This is a genomic window from Kitasatospora sp. NPDC001547 (genome assembly GCF_042894165.1).
In the GTDB taxonomy this organism is placed as follows: domain Bacteria; phylum Actinomycetota; class Actinomycetes; order Streptomycetales; family Streptomycetaceae; genus Kitasatospora.
The window spans coordinates 194,906-216,826 of sequence record NZ_JBIAVL010000003.1; the positions used below are offsets into that span (position 1 = coordinate 194,906).

Here is a 21,921-nt window from a genome sequence, read left to right on the forward strand (position 1 = left end):
TTCAGGCCCCGGTGGGAACGGGCACGGGCGCGGGCAGCCGCTGCTCGAACCAGACCACCTTGCCGGTGCCCAGCCTGGTCGCGCCCCAGCGGTCCGCGCACCTGGCCACTATCTGCAGCCCGCGCCCGCGTTCGTCCTCCGGGCCGGTGCGGCGCGGGCGCGGCAGCAGCGGGCTGTCGTCGCCGACCTCGCAGCGCAGCCGGGTGGTGCGCACCAGGCTCAGGGTGACCGGCCGGGTCGCGTGCTGGACGGCGTTGGTGACCAGCTCGCTGACCATCAGCTCGGTCGCCTCGCTGAGCTCGTCCAGCCCCCAGCGGCGCAGCGTGTGCGCGGCCAGGCGGCGGGCCCGGCCCGGCGTCTCGTTGCGCGGCTGGAGGTACCAGTGCGCGACGTCCCCGGCCGGGATGCCGTCGAAGCAGGCGCCGAGCAGCGCGATGTCGTCGCCGCGGTCGCCGGGCGGCAGGATCCGCAGCGACTCCTGGCACAGCTGCTCGGGGGTTTGCCAGCGGGCGGCGGCGATCCGGGCGCGCAGCACCTCCAGGCCGTCGCTGATCGGGCGGGTGCGGGTCTCCACCAGGCCGTCGGTGAACAGCAGCAGGGCCGAGCCGGGCGGCGCGGGCAGCTCGACGGAGTTGAAGTCCACCCCGCCGACGCCGATCGGCGCCCCGGAGTCCAGCTCGACCAGCTCGGCGGTGCCGTCCGGGCGGACCAGCACCGGCGGGACGTGCCCGGCGTTGGCCATCACCACCCGGTTGGCGATCGGGTCGTACACCGCGTAGACGCAGGTGGCCAGGTGCTGTTCGCGGCCGAGCCGCTGGGCCTGTTCGTCCAGGTGGTAGAGCACCTCGTGCGGCGGCAGGTCCAGGGCGGCCAGGGTCTGGGCGCTGGTGCGCAGTTGGCCCATGATGGCGGCCGAGGTGAGCGAGTGGCCCATCACGTCGCCGACGATCAGGGCGACCCGGTTGCCGGGCAGCGGGACGGCGTCGTACCAGTCCCCGCCGACCTGCGCGCCGCGCTCACCGGGCAGGTAGCGCTGGGCGATCCGGACACCGTGCGACTGCGGCAGGCGCAGCGGCAGCATGCTGCGCTGGAGCTCGTTGGCGATCTCCCACTCGCGGGCGTAGCGCAGCGCGGTGTCCACGGCCAGCCCGGCCTGGGTGGCGAGGTGCGCGGCGGTCGCGGTGTCCGCGGCGTCGAAGACCGGGCGGCCGCTGCGTTCGGGAGGGCGGCGGATCAGTATCAGCAGCCCGAGCACGGCCTTGCGGCCGCGCAGCGGCAGGGCGAGGACGGAGGTGCCGGCGGCCAGCCGGGCCACCCCTCGGGTGCCGTACAGCTCGCGCAGCAGCGTCTCGGAGCGCTCGGCGGCGGGGGTGCCGAGGACGGCCGCCTCGGCGGGGCGGCGGCTCAGCAGGGCGTGGGCGAGGGCTCCGCCGCGGGTCACCGGGGTGGCCGGGCCGCCGTCGGCGGTGGAGCGGGCGCCGTAGCGGGAGCGGCGCCGGTCGTCCAGGCTCGGGCGGCCGCGGCGGCCGATCCGGGTGCCGGTGCTGTGGTGTATCCGCAGCTCCTCCGGGAAGCCGGGTTCGCGTTCCACGTTGGGCAGCGGGTCGCGCAGGTGGACGACGGCGGCGTCGGCGAGCGTCGGGACCAGCACCCGGCCGATGTTGCGCAGCGTCGCGGCGAGGTCGAGGGCGCTGTTGATCCGCCGGGTCGCCGAGTCGAGGTACGCCAGCCGGTCCGCCATCTCGGCGCGCTCCGGCCGGGCGCCCGGCCGTCGCGCCTGGGCCGTCGTCGGGGGCGTCGCCTGGGCCGTCGTCGGGTTCGGAGCCGTCGGGTTCGGAGCAGGGGCCGCCGCCGTGGGGGCCGAGGTCGGGGCCGGCGGCGCGGCCGGGACCTGGCGGCGCTGGCCCGGGACGGCGGGCGGCTGCTCCGCCTCGGTCTTGAGCTGGTCGCGCACGGCTGCCTGTCCTGGATTCGGTGTGGTCGGTGAGCTGTTCTGTTGCGTCGGCCGCGAGTGCGGCCGGTCCTGTCCCGGTTCGATCAGCCGACGCGTCGACAGCACAGGAACAGCTGTTCCTCCGGCGGCAGCGAGGTGCTGGCCGGTGCGTACGGATGCCCCGAGCAGTCCTCGACGGCGAAGCCGGCCGAGACCAGAACCCGCTCCAGATCCTCCCGCAGATACCCACTGATCCGCAGCTCTCTGCCAAGGAACGGAAGCGGAACGTGATCCAGGTCCGCCTCGACCATACCGAGCGCCAGCAGCCCACCGGGCCGCAGGAGTTCGCGCAGCCGCCCCAGCACGGTCGGGATCTCGTCCTGCGGCAGCAGGATCAGCGAGAAGAACGCGGTGACCGCGGCGAAGCCGCCCCGGCCGGCCGGCCCCAGCCCGGGGGCGTTCCAGACCCGGTCCGCACGCTCGGTGGCCAGATCGTACAGGTCGATCCGATGGAGGACCGGTGCGAACACGCCCGGGAAGGCGGTCCGCCGGGCCAGCGCGAGCATCCCGTCGGAGAGGTCGACGCCGGTGACCCGCAGGCCCGCTGCGACCAGCTGGCGGACGGTCGGCTCACCGCTGCCGCAGCCCACGTCCAGCACCCGGGCGCCCGGTTCGAGCCCGGCGAGCAGCCGCCGGACGCAGGCCAGCTGTCCGTCCTTGGCGGGGAAGGCATCGCCGTACCCGGCGCCGATGGTGTCGAAGGCGACCGCCTGCAGCGCCCGGGCCGCCCGCCGCCGCCGTACCTCGGGATCGTCGTCGCCGGCGTCCTCGCCGACGGGGAACGGGTCGGATATCTGTCCGGTCGTCACGTTGCGAGGCACCCTTCCACCCGTGGCCTCCGGTGGCTCCTCCACGGCCCCGCGGGCCGCTGCCGGTGGCGGTACATCACGCTCTGCGCACCACGCGCACGGACCGGCACCCCGATGCGTTGTCCGGCAGACACTCGTGTGCGTACTGGCATCTGAGAATATGCGTGATCACCGCGTCGTGGGGTCCCTTTCCGGCCAACTCGCCGCACTTGGGCCGTTGTGGCCGGGGTTGCGGAAGCACGAGGGTGCGGGCCGGGTTGTGCGCGGGGCCCCGCACGCCGGAGGATGCGCCCGGGAAAGGTCGATGACCTGCGGTTTTGCCGAGCCGCAGGCTGACTATCCGACGTTTATTGAACGTCAATCGGTCCGGTGCACAGTGGAGTCCAGCGCCGGGGAAGCGTTGAGGGCGCTCCCGCAGCCGGGGGGCTGCGGGAGCGCCGACGCGCGGAACGGGGGAGGTTCTCCGTGGGGGAGCGGAGGCCTTACGGCGCGGGGGGAGAGAGGGGCTCGGTGTGCTGCTGGGAGATGAGGTCCGCCACGGGGGAGGCCTCGGGCACACCGAGCCGCGTGAAGATCGCATGCGCCTCCTGGAGGCAGGCGAGTCCACGGGCCGGCTGGGCGAGCGTCAACAGGGCCTCGCCCAGCGCGGCGTTCGCCAGGCCCTGGCAGTAGGCGGAGCCCAGCTCCTGGCCGATCGCCAGCGACTCGCCGGCCGCCGAGGCCGCCTCGCCGGGCTGCTCGGCGACCAGCAGGGCGGAGGCGAGCCGGGCCAGGGTGTAGCCCTCCCACAGGGGGTTCTGCTGCGACTGGTAGAGCCGGTGCGCCTCGCGCAGGTGCGGAACGGCGTCGCCGCCGGAGAGCACCACGCCCAGCTGGTAGAGGGTCTGGGCGAGCAGCGGACCGTTCTTGGACTCCCGGGCGGCGGCGACGCCCTCGCCGGCGGACCGCACCGCCGTCTCGGTCATCCCGAGCCGGTGCTGCGCCCGGGCCATGTTGCTGACGATGCGGGCCTCGGCGGTCGGCGCGCCGACCGCCTGGCTGGTGGCCCGCGCCTGTTCCATGAACGGCAGCGCCTCGGCCGGACGGTTGCCCAGGCTCAGGATCACGCCCAGGATGTTGGCGGTGGCCAGCAGCTGGACGGTCGGTTCGTCCGGTGACTGGTGGTCCAGGCTCCGGCGCAGCGAGTGTTCGGCGCCCTGGAAGTCACTGGTGACGTAGTTCAGGGCACCCAGGACGAAGTGCACCCGGGCGAGCGCGGGGGAGTCGTCGCGCAGCTCCGCCTCGCGTCCGAGGGTTTCCAGGACGGGGCGCACCTGGGGGCCGTGGGTCGGGTCCGGGTCGAGGCCGTACAGCAGGATCAGCAGGTCGATCGCCGCGTGCTGCGAGGCGCGCGGCCCGTTCGCCGCCGCGGCTACGGAATTGAGCAGCAGGGCGCTCTCGGCCCGCAGCCAGGACTGGGCGGAGCCAATGGTCGGCAGGCCGATCCCGGGCGAGGAGGGCGTGGTGAGCAACTCGGGCTCGGGGTCGTCCGGTTCGATGGTCCGGGCCGCGTTGCGGACGGTCGGGATCAGCAGGTCGAGCAGCCGCAGGACGGCCCGCTGCTGCTCCTCGGTGTCCCCGATCCGCTCGTTCTGCCGCTGGGCGTAGAGCCGGAGCAGGTCGTGGTAGCGGTAGCGGCCGGGGGTGAAGCACTCCAGCATGTTCGCCTCGACCAGGGCCTCGACGAGGTCCTCGGCGGCGTCCTCGTCCATGCCGAGCAGCGCCGCGGCGGCCGCGAGCGGGATGTCGGGGGAGTCGATCAGGGCGAGGAGTCGAAAGGTGCGGGCCTCGGCCGGGGACAGCTGTCCGTAGCCCAGCCCGATGGTGGTCTCCACGGCCAGGTTGCCGAGCTGGAGTTCGTCCAGCCGGCGGCGCTGGTCGGCTAACCGACGGGCCAGGTCGGAGACGCTCCACCTCGGCCGGCTGGCCAGCCGGGCGGCGGCGATGCGGACCGCCAGCGGGAGGAAGCCGCAGGCGGTGACCACCGCCATGGCGGCCTCCGGTTCGGCGGCGACCCGCTGCTCCCCGACGATGGCCGAGAACAGTGCCAGGGCCTCCTGCGGCGTCAGCTCCTCGACATCGAACAGCTGTGCGCCGGGGATGCCGGCGAGCCGGGAGCGGCTGGTGGCGAGCACCGCGCAGCCGGAGACGCCCGGGATCAGCGGCCGGATCTGGTCGGCGTCCCGCGCATTGTCCAGCAGGATGAGCATCCGCCGGTTGGCGAGCAGCGAGCGGTAGAGGGCCGCGCGCTGCTCCATCGACTCCGGGTTCTCGGTGGCTCCGAGGGCGTGCAGGAAGTCGCCGAGGACGACGACCGGGTCGGCCGGCGCGGCGCCGGCGCCGCGCAGGTCCACGTACAGCTGTCCGTCCGGGAACTCGGCCCGGACGCGGTGGGCGACGTGCACCGCGAGGGTGGTCTTCCCGACGCCGCCGATGCCGGCCAGTGAGGTGACCACCACGGCCTGGCCGGTGGCGTTCATCAGGACCGCCGAGAGGTCGCTGACCAGCTCGGTGCGGCCGCTGAAGTCCGAAACATCGGCCGGGAGTTGGGCTGGCGGCGGAGTGACCGGATGGTCCTTCGCCGGAGCCTCCGGCGCGGCCGGGAGGGCGAGCGACGGGTCGGCCGCGAGGATCCGGGTGTGCATCGTGGACAGGCCGACGCCCGGCTCGACGCCGAGCTCGTCGATGAGCAGCTTGCGGGTGTCGGTGTAGACGCCGAGCGCCTCGGCCTGGCGGCCGCAGCGGTACAGCGCCAGCATCAGTAGCTCCCGCAGCCGTTCGCGCAGCGGATGCTCCGTGGTCAGGTTGTTGAGCTCGCCGACGATCTCCGCGTGCCGGCCGATGTCGAGGGCGGCGGCGCACAGCTCCTCGGCGGCGGCCACCTGGCGTTCGGCCAGCCGCAGCCGCTGGGTGTCGGCGTAGGGGCCGGGGATGCCGGTGAGCGGGCGGCCGCTGAACAGGTTCAGCGCCTCGGTCAGCAGCCGGTGTGCCTCCTGCTTGTCGCCGTTCGCCCGGGCGGTCGCGGCCTCGGTGCAGAGCCGTTCGAAGACCGTCAGGTCGAGGGCCTCGCCCGGGATGCGCAGCGCGTAGCCGTCGGCGACCGACACCAGCAGCTCGGCGGGGCGGCGCACCTCCCGCCGGGGTTCGATGACGGAGCGCAGCCGGGAGACGTAGGTGCGGAGCGCGGCCACCGCCTGGGCCGGCGGCCGGTCGCCCCAGAGCGCGTCGACCAGGTCCTGCGTGGGGACCGGGCGTCCGGCGTGCAGGAGGAGGGTGGTCAGGACCGCCTGCTGCTGGGGGGAGCCGAGCGAGAGGGGCTTGCCGTCGATCCAGGCCTGGACCGGGCCGAGGACTTGGAAGCGCGGCGCAGGGCTCTGCGGCGTCTCCCGAAACTCCATGAAGTCCCCCGATGGCCTGTGGTGTCGATTCCGTGAAAGGGCGCTCGGCGGTCCGCCGTGGTGCTTCAGCTTAGGCGGACGTCCGACTCTGCCGGACGGTTCCGCCAGTCGCACGATGTTTATCGGACATTTAATCAACCCTACGATACTGTCCCCGCGCCCGCGCCAATCCGGTCGGGCTGACGACATTTGATGACCGAAAGGCGGCCGCCCAATGGCCAACGACCAGAGCGAGACCCCGGTGCCGTCGACGCCCGAGAACCAGGCGCAGACCCCGGCCCCGGCCGTCGCTGTGGAGGCCGGCCAGGCTGTCGAGGGCGCGGTCGCCGCGGCCTCGAACCCGACCGAGTACACCGAGCCGAGTGCCGACCGGAAGAACGCGATCGAGAACGGCGCCTTCGGCGACGAGGCCGACTACCTGCCCGAGCCGGCCAAGCCGGACACCGCCAAGCCGGGCGAGAAGTACGAGCCGGAGAGCATCGTCTTCGGCCACGCGTAAGCGGCCGCGCCCCCGGTGCCCCCGTCGCCCCCGCCCGGGCGCGGGGGCACCGGCGGTTACGGGCGCGCCAATTCCCCGCCGGTGTCCACCGGGTGGCCGAAACGTGTCCACGTTGCACTCATGGTGACCGGTGATATCCGTAACGTGCCCGACGGCGGGCGCCGCTCGTTCCGGAATTCCGGATTCACCCGGGGGTATTGCGGTGGTCGGAATGTTGCTGTTTGCCTGCGTTTTGCCGAAATTGCCGAGGAAGATCGCATTCGGCTGAATCGCCGGCCCCGGGGGCGGGGGCGACCTGGTGCGGGTCGGCCGTCCATTCCCGGCCGCCGGGCTCGGGGCGCAGGTAGTGCTCGCCGCCGATGGTGTCCATGTAGATGCCGGTGCGTCCGGTCCTGCGGTCGAGGACGAGTTCACCCACGTGGGGCCGGTAGGCCGGGGCGTTGCGCTGTCGGGTGCTCACCGTTGCTGCTCCTCGCTCTGGTCGGCGACTGGCCAGCATCTCTAGAGAAGCTAATATCTCTAGAGATGTCAACGGTCCTATCTCCTTACCGGAGACCGCGGGCACGCCTACGATTTCTCCGAGGCAGAGGGAGCGGCGATGACCGGCAGCAGTGGCGACAAGCAGCCCAAGTACCAGCGGATCGCCGACGCGCTGAAGGCGGCCATCGACGCCGGCCGGTACCGCGCGGGCGACCGCCTGCCCGGCGAGAACGACCTCATGGACGAGTACGGCGTGGCCCGGATGACCGCCCGCCAGGCGCTGGGCGTGCTGCAGAGCGAGGGCATCGCCGAGGCGCGCCGCGGCGCCGGGGTGTTCGTCAGGGACTTCCGCCCGCTGCGCCGGCGCGGCATCCAGCGGCTGGCGCAGGGGCAGTGGGGCTCCGGCCGGTCGATATGGTCGGCGGACATCGACAACCGCAGCCTGGTGGTCGACCAGGTGTCCGTCACCGAGCGGGGCGCGCCCGACCACGTGGCCCGGGTGCTCGGGGTCGGCCCGGGCGCCCCGATGTGCGTACGGCACCGCCGCTTCGTCCTGGACGGCAAGCCGGTGCTGCTCTCGACCTCCTACCTGCCCGCCCTGCTGGTCGCGGGCACCGCGATAACCCGCGAGGACACCGGCCCCGGCGGCACCTACGCCCGGCTCGCCGAGATCGGCGCCAAGCCCGTGCACTTCCGCGAGGAGGTCCGCTCCCGGATGCCCAGCGGGGAGGAGGCGGCCCGCCTGGAGCTGTCCGCCGGCACCCCGGTCATCCTGATCTGCCGCACCGCCTTCGCCGACGAGGGGCAGGTCGTCGAGCTCAACGAGATGATCCTGGACGCCGCCTCCTACGTCCTGGAGTACGACTTCGACGCCTGAGCGCCGACCAGCCGACGCCACCGCCCCGGCCGCGAGGGGCGGCCGGGGCGGTGCGGGGGGTAGTGGGGACTACTCCTTCGAGCGGACGCGCAGGCTGGTGATCAGCGGGCCCTCGGTGGTCTCGCGGAAGAAGTCGTTGCCCTTGTCGTCGACGACGATGAAGGCCGGGAAGTCCTCGACCTCGATGCGCCAGACCGCCTCCATGCCGAGCTCGGCGTACTCCAGCACCTCGACCTTCTTGATGCAGTCCTGGGCGAGGCGGGCGGCCGGGCCGCCGATCGAGCCGAGGTAGAAGCCGCCGTGCGCGGCGCAGGCGTCGGTGACCTGCTTGCTGCGGTTGCCCTTGGCGAGCATGACCATCGAGCCGCCGGCCGCCTGGAACTGGTCGACGTAGGAGTCCATCCGGCCGGCCGTGGTCGGGCCGAAGGAGCCGGAGGCGAAGCCCTCGGGGGTCTTGGCCGGGCCCGCGTAGTAGACCGGGTGGTCCTGGAGGTACTTGGGCATGCCCTCGCCGGCGTCCAGGCGCTCCTTGATCTTGGCGTGGGCGATGTCGCGGGCGACGACCAGGGTGCCGGTGAGCGAGAGCCGGGTCTTCACCGGGTACTTGGACAGCTCGGCGCGGATCGCGGACATCGGCTGGTTCAGGTCGACGCGCACCACGTCGTCGTCCAGGTGCTCGTCGGTGGTGTCCGGCAGGTACTTCGCCGGGTCGGTCTCCAGCTGCTCCAGGAACACGCCCTCGGCGGTGATCTTGCCGAGCGCCTGGCGGTCGGCCGAGCAGGAGACGGCCATCGCGACCGGCAGCGAGGCGCCGTGCCGCGGCAGGCGCACCACGCGCACGTCGTGGCAGAAGTACTTGCCGCCGAACTGGGCGCCGATGCCGATCTTCTGGGTCAGCTCGGTGACCTTGGCCTCCAGCTCCAGGTCGCGGAAGCCGTGGCCGGTCCTGGCGTTGCCCTCGGTCGGCAGGTTGTCCAGGTAGTGCGCCGAGGCGTACTTGGCGGTCTTCAGCGCGAACTCGGCGCTGGTGCCGCCGATCACGATGGCCAGGTGGTACGGCGGGCAGGCCGCGGTGCCCAGCGAGCGGATCTTCTGCTCCAGGAACGAGAGCATGCTCGCCTCGTTCAGGATGGCCTTGGTCTCCTGGTACAGGTACGACTTGTTGGCGGAGCCGCCGCCCTTGGCCATGAACAGGAACTTGTACGCGTCGCCGTCGGTGGCGTACAGCTCGATCTGGGCCGGCAGGTTGTTGCCGGTGTTCCTCTCGTCCCACATGGTCACCGGGGCCATCTGGGAGTAGCGCAGGTTGAGCCTGGTGTACGCGTCGTACACGCCGCGGGCGATGGCGGACTCGTCGCCGCCCTCGGTCAGCACGTTCTGGCCGCGCTTGCCCATGACGATCGCGGTGCCGGTGTCCTGGCACATCGGCAGGATGCCGCCGGCCGAGATGTTGACGTTCTTCAGCAGGTCGAGCGCGACGAAGCGGTCGTTGGGGCTCGCCTCCGGGTCGTCCAGGATGCGGCGCAGCTGGGCGAGGTGGGCGGGGCGCAGGTAGTGCGAGATGTCGTGCATCGCCTCGGCCGTCAGCAGCCGCAGCGCCTCCGGCTCGACCTGGAGGAAGGTGCGACCGCCGGCCTCGAAGGTGGAGACACCCTCGGAGGTGAGCTTGCGGTAGGGGGTCGGGTCAGCGCCCAGGGGGAGCAGGTCGCTGTACTCGAAGTCTGGCGTGGGAGCCATCGGGGCGGTCCTTAGCTGTCCAGTTGGTCCGGCTGCGTCGGCGAAGCACCATCCAGGGTAGGACCCGGCGGAAGTCGGCACGCGGACAGGTCAGCCTTGCGTGACCGGGCTCACTCGCGCAGGAGTGCGAGCGACTAGGCTGACCCCGTGGACAACTCGCCGTCGCACGACGATTCGGGGCAGCCGCCGGTGCCGGCGCCCGTACCGATGACCAAATCCGAACCCAAGCCCGAACTCCGGCCCGAGGCCAGGGCGGAGAGCGCGCCGGGGCCGCACGCGCCGGTCGCGCAGGCGGAGCTGCGCGTCTCCGACGCCGACCGCGAGAAGGTCGCGGAGCTGCTGCGGGACGCCTACGCCGAGGGCCGGCTGGACGCGGACGAGCACGCCGAGCGGATCGAGGCCGCCTACGCCGCGAAGACCTTCGGCGACCTCGCGCCGCTGACCAGGGACCTGCCGGCCCGCCCGCTGTCCTTCGAGAAGCAGCCGCTGAACGCCCCGCAGGGCACCCCGCAGCCGCCCGCGCGCCAGGAGTCCCCGACGGTGGTGGCGGTCTTCGGCGGCGCGTCCCGCAAGGGCCGCTGGCGGGTGGGCTCGCAGCTGAGCGCCTTCGCCGCGTTCGGCGGGGTGGAGATCGACCTGACCGACGCCGTGTTCGAGTCCCCCGAGGTGGAGATCACCGTCACGGCGGTCTTCGGCGGCGTCGAGGTGCGGGTGCCGGAGAACGTCACCCTGCAGGGGTCCGGCGTCGGCATCTTCGGCGGTTTCGACGTCCGGGAGCAGACCGCGGCGGACCCGTACGCTCCGGTTGTCCGGATCAAGGGCCTTGCGCTGTTCGGCGGTTGCGAGGCCAAGCCGCGCCGGGGCAAGAAGCTCAAGGAGTGGGTGCGCCGCCAACTCGGCACCGACTGACCGTCGTTGACCTGCAATGCGCCCGACCGGGAACCAACTCCCGGTCGGGCGCTCGGCGTTGTGCCCAGTGCGCTGCGTAGTCGATTGCGTGCAGTGTGCATGAATCGCGGCCGGGCGGGGTAGTTCCTTCCGCACATCGCTTCTTGGACGGCTGCGCACCGGAGGTGGCCGAGCGGCCGCGCCCGGGTGGGACAGCGGGGGCTCGCGGCCGGCGGGGGAGCGAGGGTTCCCCGTGTCCGAGAGCCTCGTCAGGAGTACGGCCGTGCTGCATCCGATCGAGTCCCGCACCACCTCGCCAGCCGCCGCTGCGCAGCAGGTCCTGGAGCGCCGTCCCGGCGCCCGGCCGCAGCCGCAGTCCCCGGGCGTCCCGGCGGGCTCCCCCGCGGGCGAGGACAACCCCTGGCACACCGGTGCCGCGTGTCGGCGGGACGAGGTGGGGCTGTTCTTCGCGCCCTCCAAGGAACCGACGGCGGCCCGGCTGTCGCGCGAGGAGCAGGCCAAGCAGGTGTGCGCCCGCTGCCCGGTGCTGCTGGAGTGCCGCGAGCACGCGCTGGCGCAGCCGGAGCCGTACGGGGTCTGGGGCGGGCTGACGGCCGCCGAGCGGCGGGTGGTGCTGGCCCGGCGCCGCCGCCGGGACGCGGAGCTGCGCGAGGCGGCCCGGGTGACGGAGGCCGCGCGGCGCCGGATAGCCGGGTGACGCCGGGTCCGAGACCCAGGGGACGCGACGCGGCCCCGGCGGAGGGGGATTCCGCCGGGGCCGCGAAGTGCGCTCGGGTGGGGCTCAGTTGGCGCGGTCGAAGTCGATCGCGCTGTAGGCCCGCAGCTTCGCGAGCTTGTGGGTGGAGTTGATCTCGCGGATGGTGCCGCTCTTGGAGCGCATCACCAGCGAGCTGGTGGTGGCGGTCTCCGAGCGGTAGTGCACGCCGCGCAGCAGCTCGCCGTCGGTGATGCCGGTGGCGACGAAGAACACGTTCTCGCCGCTGACCAGGTCGTCCGTGGTGAGCACCCGGTCCAGGTCGTGACCGGCGTCCAGGGCCTTCTGCCGCTCGGCGTCGTCCTTGGGCCACAGCCGGCCCTGGATCACGCCGCCCATGCACTTCATCGCGCAGGCCGCGATGATGCCCTCCGGGGTGCCGCCGACGCCCATCAGCAGGTCGACGCCGGTGCCCTCGCGGGCGGCCATGATGGCGCCGGCCACGTCGCCGTCCGAGATGAACTTGATCCGGGCGCCCGCCTCGCGGATCTCCCGGACCAGGCCGTCGTGGCGCGGGCGGTCGAGCACGACGACGGTGACGTCCTCGACGGCGCTGCCCTTGGCCTTGGCGACCCGGCGGATGTTGACCGCGGCCGGGGCGGTGATGTCGACGAACTCGGCCGCCTCCGGCCCGGCCACCAGCTTGTCCATGTAGAACACGGCGCTGGGGTCGAACATGGTGCCGCGGTCGGCGACGGCCAGGACGGCCACCGCGTTGTTCATGCCCTTGGCGGTCAGCGTGGTGCCGTCCACCGGGTCGACCGCGACGTCGCACTCGGCGCCGGTGCCGTCGCCGACCCGCTCGCCGTTGTAGAGCATCGGGGCTTCGTCCTTCTCGCCCTCCCCGATGACGACGACGCCGTTCATCGAGACGGTCGAGACGAGGGTGCGCATCGCCTTCACGGCGGCACCGTCCGCGCCGTTCTTGTCGCCACGTCCGACCCACCGGCCGGCGGCCATCGCGGCCGCCTCGGTGACCCGGACGAGCTCGAGCGCGAGGTTCCGGTCCGGAGCCTCGGGCGCGACCTCCAGGGCACTGGGAAGGTGGTGCGGGTACTGCGTGGTCATCGTCGTTACCTCTCTGTACGCGACGGCCAGTGAGCGCCCGACTACTGCCAGGTCGAACGCCGTGGTGAGGGTTCTGCGATCGTATCTGCCCACGAGATGACTGTCTGTGGCGCGGGTCGCTGCTCTGTCGCGGAAAACACCGGTTCGTCCCCTTTCACCCGTACGTGGACACCCCTGGTGACCGCCCGGAGATGTGGATGAGTCACCATGTGGGGGTGGCAGCAGACAGCAAGGGCATGAGGGGCCGGCAGACCGTACGGGACATGGTCCTGTCGATGCTGGCGGTCGGGATCGTCGTCTGGGTCGGGTACCTGTTCCTCCCGCACGACGCCAACGGCGACCCGGTGCACGTCGTCGAGTACAAGGTCGCGGCGGCCTCCGCCAAGCGCACCGCGCCGTACCCGCTGCTCTCCCCGGAGGGGCTGCCGGACAAGTGGCGGGCCACCTCGGTCAGCTACCGGCCGGCCGCCGACAACAACGGCAAGGGCAACGCCTGGCACCTGGGCTTCGTGACCCCCTCCGGCCAGTACGCGGCGATCGAGCAGAGCGACGTGCCGCGCGACTCCCTGCTCGCCGACCACGTGACGGGCGCCAAGCCGGACGGCACCGCCGAGGCGGGCGGCCGCGCCTGGGACCGGGTGCAGGGCGAGAAGGCCCGCGCGCTGGCCGTGCAGACCGGCCCCGGGGCGACCCTGCTCACCGGCACCGCCTCCTACGAGGAGCTGGCCGAGCTGGCGCAGGCGCTCAAGTAGTCCCGCCCCGGCCGTGGCGCCCCGCGCACGCCGCCGGGCACGCGCACGCCGAAGGGCCCCGCACCGGACGAACCGGTGCGGGGCCCTTTCGCGCGGGGCGGATCAGACCGTGGTGACGACCTCGTCGTAGGCCAGGCGCGGCGAACGCGGGAACCAGGCGTCCTCGCCCGGCTTGCCGATGTTGACCACGGCCAGCACCGAGTGCTCGCCGTCGCCGAAGAACTCCTTGTTGATGCCCTCGGCGTCGAAGCCGGTCATCGGGCCGGCGGCCAGACCGGCGGCGCGCACGCCGACGATGAAGTAGGCGGCCTGCAGGGCGCCGTTCAGCGTGGCGGACTGCTCGCGGACGCTGCGCTCCGAGAAGAACAGGTCCTTGGCCTGCGGGAAGTGCGGGAGCTGGGTCGGCAGCTCCTCGTGGAACTCGTTGTCCACGGCCAGGATGGCGACCAGCGGGGCGGCGGCGGTCTTGTCCTTGTTGCCGTCCGCCATCTGCCGGACGAGGCGCTCGCGGGCCTCCTCCGAGCGGACCAGGACGACGCGCAGCGGCTGCTGGTTGAAGGCGGTCGGGCCGAACTTCACCAGCTCGTAGATGGCCTGGACCTGCTCCTCGGTGACCGGCTCGTCGGTGAAGGTGTTCGCGGTGCGGGCCTCACGGAACAGCAGGTCCTGAGCGGCGGCGTCGAGTACCAGGGCGTCGGTGGTCATGCTTCTGCACCTCATGCGGAAAAGGAGTTCGTCGGTATGATCGGCCGCAGCCGGTCACTCCGTCCAACATAGGTGAATATTCAACGATTCCCCAAGTGTTTGTGACCTGCCTCACTCCCCGCCCGGGGCCGCGCCCTCCTCGGCGGCCAGCGCGGCGTCCAGCCGCGCCCGGGCGCCGTCCAGCCAGCGCTGGCACACCTTCGCCAGCTGCTCGCCGCGCTCCCACAGGGCCAGCGACTCCTCCAGCGACGTCCCGCCGTTCTCCAGCTGCCGGACGACGTCCAGCAGCGCGTCCCGGGCGTGCTCGTAGCCCAGCGCGTCGTCCGGGTTCGGCGCCGCCGCTGCCGCCGCGTCCTGCTGCTCCTGCTGCTCTGCCATGCGTGCCAGCGTAGGGGCTCGGACCGACACGCCCCAGCCCCGGTCTGCGGGGACTACCCGGGCGCCACGGTGACGTCGAAGCCGCCGCCCGCCACCCGGGCGTGCAGCCCCTCGCCGGGCGCGGCCTGCGCCGGGTCGGTCACCACCGTGCCGTCCGCCCGCTGGAGCACCGCGTAGCCGCGCTCCAGGGTGGCCGCGGGGGAGAGCGCCACCACCCGGGCCAGGGTGTGCCCGAGGTCGCTCTGCGCGTGGTCCAGCCGGTGCCGCAGGGTGCGCCGGGCCCGCTCCAGCAGGCCGTCCACCTCCTGCCCGCGCCCGTCCAGCATCCGGTGCGGGGCGGCCAGCGCCGGGCGGCTGCGCACCCCGTCCAGTCCGTGCTGCTCGCGCTCGACCCGGGACAGCACGTGCCGGCGGGCGCGGTCGCGCAGCTGGCGGACCTTGGCCAGCTCCTCGCCGACGTCCGGAACCACCCGTTTGGCCGCGTCGGTCGGGGTGGAGGCGCGCAGGTCGGCCACGAAGTCCAGCAGCGGCTGGTCCGGCTCGTGCCCGATCGCGCTCACCACCGGCGTACGGGCGGCCGCGACCAGCCGCACCAGGCCCTCGTCCGAGAACGGAAGCAGGTCCTCCACGCTGCCGCCGCCGCGGGCCACCACGATCACGTCCACCTCGGGGTGCTCGTCCAGCTCCCGCACGGCCGCGCTCACCCGCTCCACCGCGCTGACCCCCTGCACCGGGACGTTGCGCACCTCGAAGCGGACGGCCGGCCAGCGCCGCCGGGCGTTCTCCAGGACGTCCCGCTCGGCCGCCGAGCCGCGCCCGGTGACCAGCCCCACGCACTGCGGCAGGAACGGCAGCGGCTTCTTGCGCTCGGCCGCGAACAGGCCCTCCCCGGCGAGCCGCCGCTTCAGCTGCTCCAGCCGGGCCAGCAGCTCGCCGAGCCCCACCGGGCGGATCTCCGAGGCGCGCATCGACAGCTGGCCGCGCGCCGCGTACCACTCCGGCTTGGCGTGCACGACGACCCGCGCGCCCTCCTGCACCACGTCCGCGACCTGCTCGAACACCGAGCGGAAGCAGGTCACCGTGAGAGAGACGTCGGCCTGCGGGTCGCGCAGGGTCAGGAACACCACGCCCGCCCCGGGGCGGCGGCTGAGCTGGGTGATCTGCCCCTCCACCCAGACCGCGCCGAGCCGGTCGATCCAGCCGCCGATCAGCGCGGAGACCTTGCCGACCGGGAGCGGCGCTTCGGGGGAGCTGGTGTTGGCCATGCGTACGAGGCTAGCGGCGCGGGCCGACACGGCCGAGACCGCCGACCCCGGTCGCGGCCGGCGGGGCCCGCCGGCCCGCCTGCCGTCCCGTCGGCCGTTGCGCCGTCCGGGTTACGGCCGCCGGCGGCGGCCGGCCCCGCCGGGACCGCCGCGGGTGCCGCCCCGGCCGGCGGCACCCTGGACGGCGAGCACGACCAGGCCGACCGCCAGCCAGACCAGCCCGACGATCTGCGCGGTGGTCGAGGCCTCGTACACCACCGCCCCGATCACCGCGATCCCCAGCACCGGCACGACCACGTGCGGGAGCCACCGCCGCGAGCCGTGCCGCACCGCGTACCAGCCGACCACCGAGGCGTGCAGCAGCGCGAAAGCGGTCAGCGCGCCGACGTTCACCACCGAGGTGAGCTGGTCCAGCCCGTCGTCCCGCTCGGCCGCCCAGACCGCCGCCGCCATCGTGATCACCGCGGCCGCCAGCAGTGCCCGGCGCGGCACCGCGCTGGCCGGGTCGACCGTGCCGAGCGGGCGCGGCAGCCGGCCGTCCCGGCCCATCGCGAAGACCAGCCGTCCGGCCGCGGCCTGCCCGGCCAGGGCCGCGAAGGCGGCGCCGATCGCCTTGCTGGCCGCCACCAGCACGTGCAGCCAGTGCCCGACGCCGCTCTCCACGGTGTCGTAGAAGGCCGAGCCCTGCGCCGCCGGGTCGGCGGCCAGCTGCTGCGGGCCGGTCGGCTCCAGCAGCGCCGCCAGGTAGGTCTGGGCGACGAACAGCACCCCGGCCAGCGCCAGGCACCAGAGCACCGCCCGGGCCACCGCCGCCGAGGCGCCGACCGCCTCCTCCACGAAGGTGGCGATCGCGTCGAAGCCCAGGTAGGAGAGCACCGCGACGGACACCGCGGAGACCACCGCGGCCAGCGAGAAGTCGCCGACGGCGGTGAACGGGGTGTCCCAGCCGCGCCGGGCGCCGTCCTGGGCCAGCGCCACCACGGCCGCGGCCACGAACACCGCCAGCACCGCGATCTCCATCGCGAGCACCGCGAAGCCGACCACCGCCGCCGTCCGCACCCCGACCAGGTTGAGGGCGGTGGTCACCACCACCGCGAGCGCCGTCCAGACCCACCGCGAGACGTCCGGCACCAGGGAGTTCAGCGCGATACCGGAGAACAGGTAGGCCACCGCGGGGATCAGCAGGTAGTCGAGCATCGCCATCCAGCCGGCGACGAAGCCCGGTCCCTCGCCCAGCCCGGCCCGGGCGTAGGCGAACACCGAGCCGGTCTGCGGCACCGCGCGCACCATCTGGGTGTACGAGACGGCGGTGAAGCCCATCGCCACCGTCGCGGCCAGGTAGACCGTGGCGACGGCGCCGTGGCTCTTGGCGTCCAGCACGCCGAACACGCCGACCGGGGCCATCGGGGCGATGAACAGCAGTCCGTAGACCATCAGATCGCGGACACCCAGGCTGCGGCGCAGGCCGCTCGGCGTCACCCGCTCGCTCACAGAGCTCATAGACACCATATTTTGAGCGCAATTGACCGGGTCTGCACGGAAGGTGTCCGGCGTCGGCGCGGCTTCCCGCCGGGGGACCGGGAAGGCGAGCGCCGGTCGCGGCCGCCCGTACGATGGATCCATGTCCAAGACCGCGCAGCGCCGTGTCCTGCTCGCCGCCCCCCGGGGCTACTGCGCGGGAGTCGACCGCGCCGTGATCGCCGTGGAGAAGGCCCTGGAGCAGTACGGGGCGCCCATCTACGTCCGCAAGCAGATCGTCCACAACAAGTACGTGGTGCAGACCCTGGAGAAGAAGGGCGCGATCTTCGTCGACGAGACGGAGGAGGTGCCCGAGGGCTCGATCGTCGTCTTCTCCGCGCACGGCGTCGCCCCGTCCGTCCACGACGAGGCGCGGGCCGGCAAGCTCGCCACCATCGACGCGACCTGCCCGCTGGTCACCAAGGTGCACAAGGAGGCCGTGCGCTTCGCCGACGAGGGCTTCGACATCCTGCTGGTGGGCCACGAGGGCCACGAGGAGGTCATCGGCACCATGGGCGAGGCCCCGGACCGGATCCACCTGGTGGACGGCGCCGAGGACGTCGCCAACGTGCGGGTCCGGGACGAGTCCAAGGTCGTCTGGCTGTCCCAGACCACCCTGTCGGTGGACGAGACCATGGCCACCGTCGGCGAGCTGAAGAACCGCTTCCCGGCGCTGGTCAGCCCGCCCAGCGACGACATCTGCTACGCCACCCAGAACCGCCAGGTCGCGGTCAAGCAGCTGGCCCCGGAGGCCGACCTGCTGATCGTGGTCGGCTCCAAGAACTCCTCCAACTCCGTCCGCCTGGTCGAGGTCGGCCTGGAGTACGGCGCCAAGGCCGCCCACCTGGTGGACTTCGCCGAGGAGATCCGCGAGGAGTGGCTGGAGGGCGTCACCACGGTCGGCCTGACCAGCGGCGCCTCGGTGCCGGAGATCCTGGTCGACGGCGTGCTGGAGTTCCTGGCCGCGCGCGGTTACGACACGGTCGAGACGGTCAAGACCGCCGAGGAGCACCTGATCTTCTCGCTGCCCAAGGAGCTGCGCCGCGACCTGCGCGCCGAGGCGGCGGGCAAGCTCTGACCCGACCCGGAAGGGCCGGCACCCCGTCGGGGGTGCCGGCCCTTTCCGCTGCGGCGGCGGCCTGCCGCTCCGCCGTGCGGCCGCTGGTGCGGCTTCCCGGAGCGCTTTCCCGGGGTGCTTTCCCGGGGTGCGCGGGTTCCCGCTGCGCGCTTTCCGGCTGTGCGGTGTCCCGCGGTTCGGTGTCCTGCTGTGCGCGCCCGGGCGCGCTCTCGTAGTTTTGTGCACAGGCTGTGGACGATTCACCGGCCGCGGACGGTCCTGAGCCGGTCCCGCGGCCGACGGCGGAGGGTGGACGGGATGACGGCGGTATTCGGCGTGGACATCGGCGGCTCGGGGATCAAGGGCGCGCCCGTCGACCTCGCCCGGGGCGCGCTCGCCCAGGAGCGCCACAAGGTGCTCACCCCGCAGCCGTCCTCCCCCGAGGCCGTGGTCGCCGCCGTCTGCGAGGTGATCCGCCACTTCGACCACCAGGGCCCGGTCGGGCTGACCTTCCCCGGCGTGGTCGTCGACGGCCGCACCAGGACGGCGGCCAACGTGGACAAGGGCTGGATCGGCCTGGACGCGGCCGGCCTCTTCCGCCAGGCGCTGGGGATGCCCGCGACCGTCCTGAACGACGCGGACGCGGCCGGCCTGGCCGAGCTGACGCACGGCGCCGGGCGGGGCGAGCCGGGCGTGGTCCTGGTGCTCACCTTCGGGACCGGCATCGGCAGCGCCCTGTTCGTGGACGGCGTGCTGGTGCCCAACACCGAGCTGGGCCACCTGGAGGTGCGCGGCAAGGACGCCGAGCGCCGGGCCTCCTCGGCCGCCAAGGAGCGGCACGGGCTGAACTGGGAGGAGTGGGCCGGGCGGGTCGACGAGTACCTGGACGTGGTGGAGACGCTGTTCTCGCCGCGGCTGATCGTGATCGGCGGCGGGGTCAGCCGCAAGCACGAGAAGTTCCTGCCGCTGCTGAAGGACCGCGCGGCGCGGATCGTCCCGGCGGAGCTGCGCAACGACGCGGGCATCGTCGGAGCCGCCATGGCGGCGGCCAGGGCGGAGGTCTGAGGGGCGTCCCCCGGTGGGCCGGCGGCCTGGTCGGGCGGCGCCTCGCCGGAACGGCTTCGGCCGGCGGGCGGGGTGCCGGTGGGTGGGGTGCCGGTGGGTGGGGTGCGGCCGGGGTGCCGACGGGTACGGCCTCAGCGTGCGCGGTGGATCCGGCGCTGGGCGACGAACCGGGCGAGCACGATCAGCGCGGCCAGCCCGGTGCCGGAGAACAGCCAGCCGGCCCGCAGCGCCAGCCCGGTCGCCAGCGAGACCACCTGGGCGGTGACGCCCGGGGAGTTCACCGGTTCGAGCAGGAGCAGTGCGACGGCGAAGGCGATCGGGCCGCTGATCGGTGCGGCCAGCAGGTCCGCGTAGCGCACCCGGACGGCCAGCTGGAAGCAGACCACCAGGTAGCCGAGGCCGAACAGCCAGCCGAGGCCGTCGAACAGCAGCCGGTCCACGCCCGCCACCGCGAGCGTCGCCAGGACGGCGGCCACCCCGGTGCCGACGGCCGTCAGCCGGGTCGGCCGGCCGGTGCGCCGCCGCCCGTACAGCTGCTCGTCGCCGCGCCCGCGCAGGGGCAGGCGCAGCCGCAGCCGGGGCCCGGTCGGGCGGGGGGCGCCGGACGGGCCGGCCACCGGGCGCAGCCGGGAGGCGGGGACGGACCCGGAGGGGGTGCCGGCGGCCCCGGGGGCCCGGCCCGGACCGGGGACGGCGGCTGCCGCCGCGCGGGTCGGCGGACGGCGTCTGGGCCCTGGCGGCTGGGTACGGGTGCTCTGCTCCACCCGCCCAACGTACGGTCCGATCATCGCCACACTGTGTAATGGACCGTTCAGGTCTTGTCCCGTGTCTCCTGGCGGAGTAGTCATGTGATCGTCACTCAGGTCGGCTGACCTGCGCGGTCGCGCCGACGCACGACGATCACCGGATCCGTTCACGGGTCTCTTCACGGGGGAACAGCATGACCGATTTCACGTTCGAACGGCTCGATCACGTCCAGCTCGACATCCCGGCCGGCGCCGAGGACGCGTGCCGGGCCTTCTGGTCCGGCGTGCTCGGGATGACCGAGCTGGCGAAGCCGCCGGTGCTGGCCGCCCGCGGCGGCTGCTGGTTCCGCGGCGGCGGGGTCGAGGTGCACCTGGGCGTGACCCCGGACTTCCGTCCGTCCCGCAAGGGGCACCCGGGCATCCTGGTCCGCTCGCTGGACGCGCTGGCCGACCGCCTCACCGCGCACGGCCACCAGGTGACCTGGGACGACAACCTGCCCGGCCACCGGCGCTTCTACGCCGACGACAGCCTGGGCAACCGGCTGGAGTTCCTGGAGCCCCGGGCGGCGGCGACCGAGGAGTGAGGCAGTGCGGGGGCTGCCCGTAGACTTGGGGGTCGGCCCGTACGGTGCCGACCCAACTCCTCCAAGCCCACGGGACTGCGCTTCATGTCGCTCACGATCGGAATCGTCGGCCTGCCGAACGTCGGCAAGTCGACCCTGTTCAACGCCCTGACCAAGAACGACGTGCTGGCGGCCAACTACCCGTTCGCCACGATCGAGCCGAACGTCGGCGTGGTCGGCGTCCCGGACGAGCGGCTGGCCAAGCTGGCCGAGATCTTCGGCTCCCAGCGCATCCTCCCGGCGACCGTCGACTTCGTCGACATCGCCGGCATCGTGCGCGGCGCCAGCGAGGGCGAGGGCCTGGGCAACAAGTTCCTCGCCAACATCCGCGAGTCGGACGCGATCTGCCAGGTCGTGCGCGCCTTCACCGACCCGGACGTGGTGCACGTGGACGGCAAGGTGTCGCCCAAGGACGACATCGAGACCATCCACACCGAGCTGATCCTGGCCGACCTCCAGACCATCGAGAAGGTCCTGCCGCGGCTCCAGAAGGAGGCGCGCCTCAAGAAGGAGACCGCCGCCGTGCTGGCCGCCGCCGAGGCCGCGCAGGCGATCCTGGAGACCGGGAAGACCCTCTTCGAGGCCGGCTTCGACACCGCCCCGATCCGCGACCTCCACCTGCTGACCGCCAAGCCCTTCCTCTACGTCTTCAACGTGGACGAGGACGAGCTGGCCGACGAGGACTTCAAGAAGGCCCAGCGCGAGCTGGTCGCCCCGGCCGAGGCGATCTTCCTGAACGCCAAGATCGAGTCCGAGCTGATCGAGCTGGACGACGCCGAGGCCCTGGAGCTCCTCCAGTCCATGGGCCAGGAGGAGCCCGGCCTCGCCACCCTCGCCCGGGTCGGCTTCGACACCCTCGGCCTCCAGACCTACCTGACGGCCGGCCCCAAGGAAACCCGCGCCTGGACCATCAAGAAGGGCGCCACCGCCCCCGAGGCCGCCGGAGTCATCCACACCGACTTCCAGAAGGGCTTCATCAAGGCCGAGGTGATCTCCTTCGCCGACCTGGTCGAGACCGGCTCCATCGCCGAGGCCCGCGCCAGGGGCAAGGCCCGCATCGAGGGCAAGGAGTACGTCATGCAGGACGGCGACGTCGTGGAGTTCCGCTTCAACGTGTGAGCGTTTGATTGCTTTGAGATAGCTTGATCTGTCGAATGCACAGGTCGGACGGGGCCCGCCTCCCTTGAGGCGGGCCCCGATCTCTTTTCCGTGCTGACTTGGTGCTGACTTCTTCGGCTTACTGCATCCA

General features: G+C 73.1%; 20 protein-coding genes. 9 read left to right on the plus strand and 11 right to left on the minus strand.

The genetic code is table 11. The annotated features are described in order from the left end of the window. Position 1: 1 nt before the first annotated feature. The 3 genes from ACFY0X_RS06630 to ACFY0X_RS06640 all read right to left on the minus strand — a co-directional run bounded on the left by ACFY0X_RS06630 (position 2) and on the right by ACFY0X_RS06640 (position 6,239). Positions 2-1,741: a SpoIIE family protein phosphatase gene (locus ACFY0X_RS06630; protein WP_387750573.1), complete on the minus strand. Its 1,740-nt coding sequence runs from the start codon at positions 1,739-1,741 to the stop codon at positions 2-4. A 296-nt stretch (positions 1,742-2,037) separates the two neighbouring features. Beyond that, complete coding sequence (locus ACFY0X_RS06635) at positions 2,038-2,709, minus strand: class I SAM-dependent methyltransferase (protein ID WP_387750576.1); 672 nt, start codon at positions 2,707-2,709, stop codon at positions 2,038-2,040. Between the two features lie 575 nt (positions 2,710-3,284). After that, the gene (locus tag ACFY0X_RS06640; RefSeq protein WP_387749729.1) at positions 3,285-6,239 is read right to left on the minus strand and encodes a BTAD domain-containing putative transcriptional regulator; all 2,955 of its coding nucleotides are present in this window, start codon (positions 6,237-6,239) and stop codon (positions 3,285-3,287) included. 214 nt (positions 6,240-6,453) lie between these two features. Between ACFY0X_RS06640 and ACFY0X_RS06645 the strand changes: the two genes are divergently transcribed. Next, positions 6,454-6,738, plus strand: a complete 285-nt coding sequence (locus tag ACFY0X_RS06645; RefSeq protein ID WP_387749732.1) for a hypothetical protein — start codon at positions 6,454-6,456, stop codon at positions 6,736-6,738. Positions 6,739-6,922: 184 nt separating this feature from the next. Here the strand turns inward: ACFY0X_RS06645 and ACFY0X_RS06650 are convergent, their stop codons facing one another. After that, complete coding sequence (locus tag ACFY0X_RS06650; RefSeq protein WP_387749734.1) at positions 6,923-7,198, minus strand: hypothetical protein; 276 nt, start codon at positions 7,196-7,198, stop codon at positions 6,923-6,925. Between the two features lie 138 nt (positions 7,199-7,336). Here ACFY0X_RS06650 and ACFY0X_RS06655 point away from each other — a divergent pair, with 138 nt between their 5' ends. Next, the gene (locus tag ACFY0X_RS06655) at positions 7,337-8,095 is read left to right on the plus strand and encodes a GntR family transcriptional regulator (RefSeq protein WP_387749737.1); all 759 of its coding nucleotides are present in this window, start codon (positions 7,337-7,339) and stop codon (positions 8,093-8,095) included. 69 nt (positions 8,096-8,164) lie between these two features. Here ACFY0X_RS06655 and ACFY0X_RS06660 read toward each other — a convergent pair whose 3' ends face one another. Then, positions 8,165-9,832 (minus strand): fumarate hydratase, encoded by a 1,668-nt coding sequence (locus ACFY0X_RS06660; protein WP_387749740.1) that lies wholly within the window; start codon positions 9,830-9,832, stop codon positions 8,165-8,167. 207 nt (positions 9,833-10,039) lie between these two features. On the opposite strand from ACFY0X_RS06660, the gene ACFY0X_RS06665 reads away from it, so the two are divergent. After that, positions 10,040-10,741: a DUF1707 domain-containing protein gene (locus ACFY0X_RS06665; RefSeq protein WP_387749743.1), complete on the plus strand. Its 702-nt coding sequence runs from the start codon at positions 10,040-10,042 to the stop codon at positions 10,739-10,741. Between the two features lie 262 nt (positions 10,742-11,003). Continuing rightward, entirely contained in the window at positions 11,004-11,438 is a 435-nt protein-coding gene (locus ACFY0X_RS06670; protein WP_387749745.1) for a WhiB family transcriptional regulator, read from the plus strand. Positions 11,439-11,522: 84 nt separating this feature from the next. On the opposite strand, the gene glpX is transcribed toward ACFY0X_RS06670, so the two are convergent. Continuing rightward, complete coding sequence (glpX, locus tag ACFY0X_RS06675) at positions 11,523-12,563, minus strand: class II fructose-bisphosphatase (protein ID WP_387749748.1); 1,041 nt, start codon at positions 12,561-12,563, stop codon at positions 11,523-11,525. A gap of 215 nt (positions 12,564-12,778) precedes the next feature. On the opposite strand from glpX, the gene ACFY0X_RS06680 reads away from it, so the two are divergent. Continuing rightward, a complete protein-coding gene (locus ACFY0X_RS06680; RefSeq protein WP_387749751.1) occupies positions 12,779-13,315 on the plus strand; it encodes a DUF4245 domain-containing protein in 537 nt (178 codons plus the stop codon). A 102-nt stretch (positions 13,316-13,417) separates the two neighbouring features. On the opposite strand, the gene ACFY0X_RS06685 is transcribed toward ACFY0X_RS06680, so the two are convergent. The 4 genes from ACFY0X_RS06685 to ACFY0X_RS06700 form a co-directional block, all read right to left on the minus strand. Then, positions 13,418-14,020, minus strand: a complete 603-nt coding sequence (locus ACFY0X_RS06685) for a malonic semialdehyde reductase (RefSeq protein ID WP_387749754.1) — start codon at positions 14,018-14,020, stop codon at positions 13,418-13,420. Positions 14,021-14,131: 111 nt separating this feature from the next. Further along, positions 14,132-14,398 (minus strand): exodeoxyribonuclease VII small subunit, encoded by a 267-nt coding sequence (locus ACFY0X_RS06690; RefSeq protein WP_387749757.1) that lies wholly within the window; start codon positions 14,396-14,398, stop codon positions 14,132-14,134. A gap of 53 nt (positions 14,399-14,451) precedes the next feature. Next, positions 14,452-15,663 (minus strand): exodeoxyribonuclease VII large subunit, encoded by a 1,212-nt coding sequence (xseA, locus tag ACFY0X_RS06695; RefSeq protein WP_387749760.1) that lies wholly within the window; start codon positions 15,661-15,663, stop codon positions 14,452-14,454. 111 nt (positions 15,664-15,774) lie between these two features. Beyond that, complete coding sequence (locus ACFY0X_RS06700; protein WP_387749763.1) at positions 15,775-17,163, minus strand: APC family permease; 1,389 nt, start codon at positions 17,161-17,163, stop codon at positions 15,775-15,777. A 121-nt stretch (positions 17,164-17,284) separates the two neighbouring features. Between ACFY0X_RS06700 and ACFY0X_RS06705 the strand changes: the two genes are divergently transcribed. Both ACFY0X_RS06705 and ppgK read left to right on the plus strand, forming a co-directional pair. Further along, positions 17,285-18,259 carry a 4-hydroxy-3-methylbut-2-enyl diphosphate reductase gene (locus ACFY0X_RS06705; protein WP_387749766.1) on the plus strand — a complete coding sequence of 325 codons (975 nt, stop codon included), beginning with the start codon at positions 17,285-17,287 and terminating at the stop codon, positions 18,257-18,259. A gap of 297 nt (positions 18,260-18,556) precedes the next feature. After that, positions 18,557-19,303 carry a polyphosphate--glucose phosphotransferase gene (gene ppgK / locus ACFY0X_RS06710; protein ID WP_387749769.1) on the plus strand — a complete coding sequence of 249 codons (747 nt, stop codon included), beginning with the start codon at positions 18,557-18,559 and terminating at the stop codon, positions 19,301-19,303. A 131-nt stretch (positions 19,304-19,434) separates the two neighbouring features. Here the strand turns inward: ppgK and ACFY0X_RS06715 are convergent, their stop codons facing one another. Further along, the gene (locus ACFY0X_RS06715; protein ID WP_387749772.1) at positions 19,435-20,067 is read right to left on the minus strand and encodes a DUF6542 domain-containing protein; all 633 of its coding nucleotides are present in this window, start codon (positions 20,065-20,067) and stop codon (positions 19,435-19,437) included. Between the two features lie 176 nt (positions 20,068-20,243). Between ACFY0X_RS06715 and ACFY0X_RS06720 the strand changes: the two genes are divergently transcribed. Together ACFY0X_RS06720 and ychF are read left to right on the plus strand one after the other, a co-directional pair. Then, a complete protein-coding gene (locus ACFY0X_RS06720; protein WP_387749774.1) occupies positions 20,244-20,633 on the plus strand; it encodes a VOC family protein in 390 nt (129 codons plus the stop codon). Positions 20,634-20,717: 84 nt separating this feature from the next. Next, a complete protein-coding gene (ychF, locus tag ACFY0X_RS06725; RefSeq protein WP_387749777.1) occupies positions 20,718-21,791 on the plus strand; it encodes a redox-regulated ATPase YchF in 1,074 nt (357 codons plus the stop codon). The last annotated feature ends 130 nt before the right edge of the window (positions 21,792-21,921 follow it).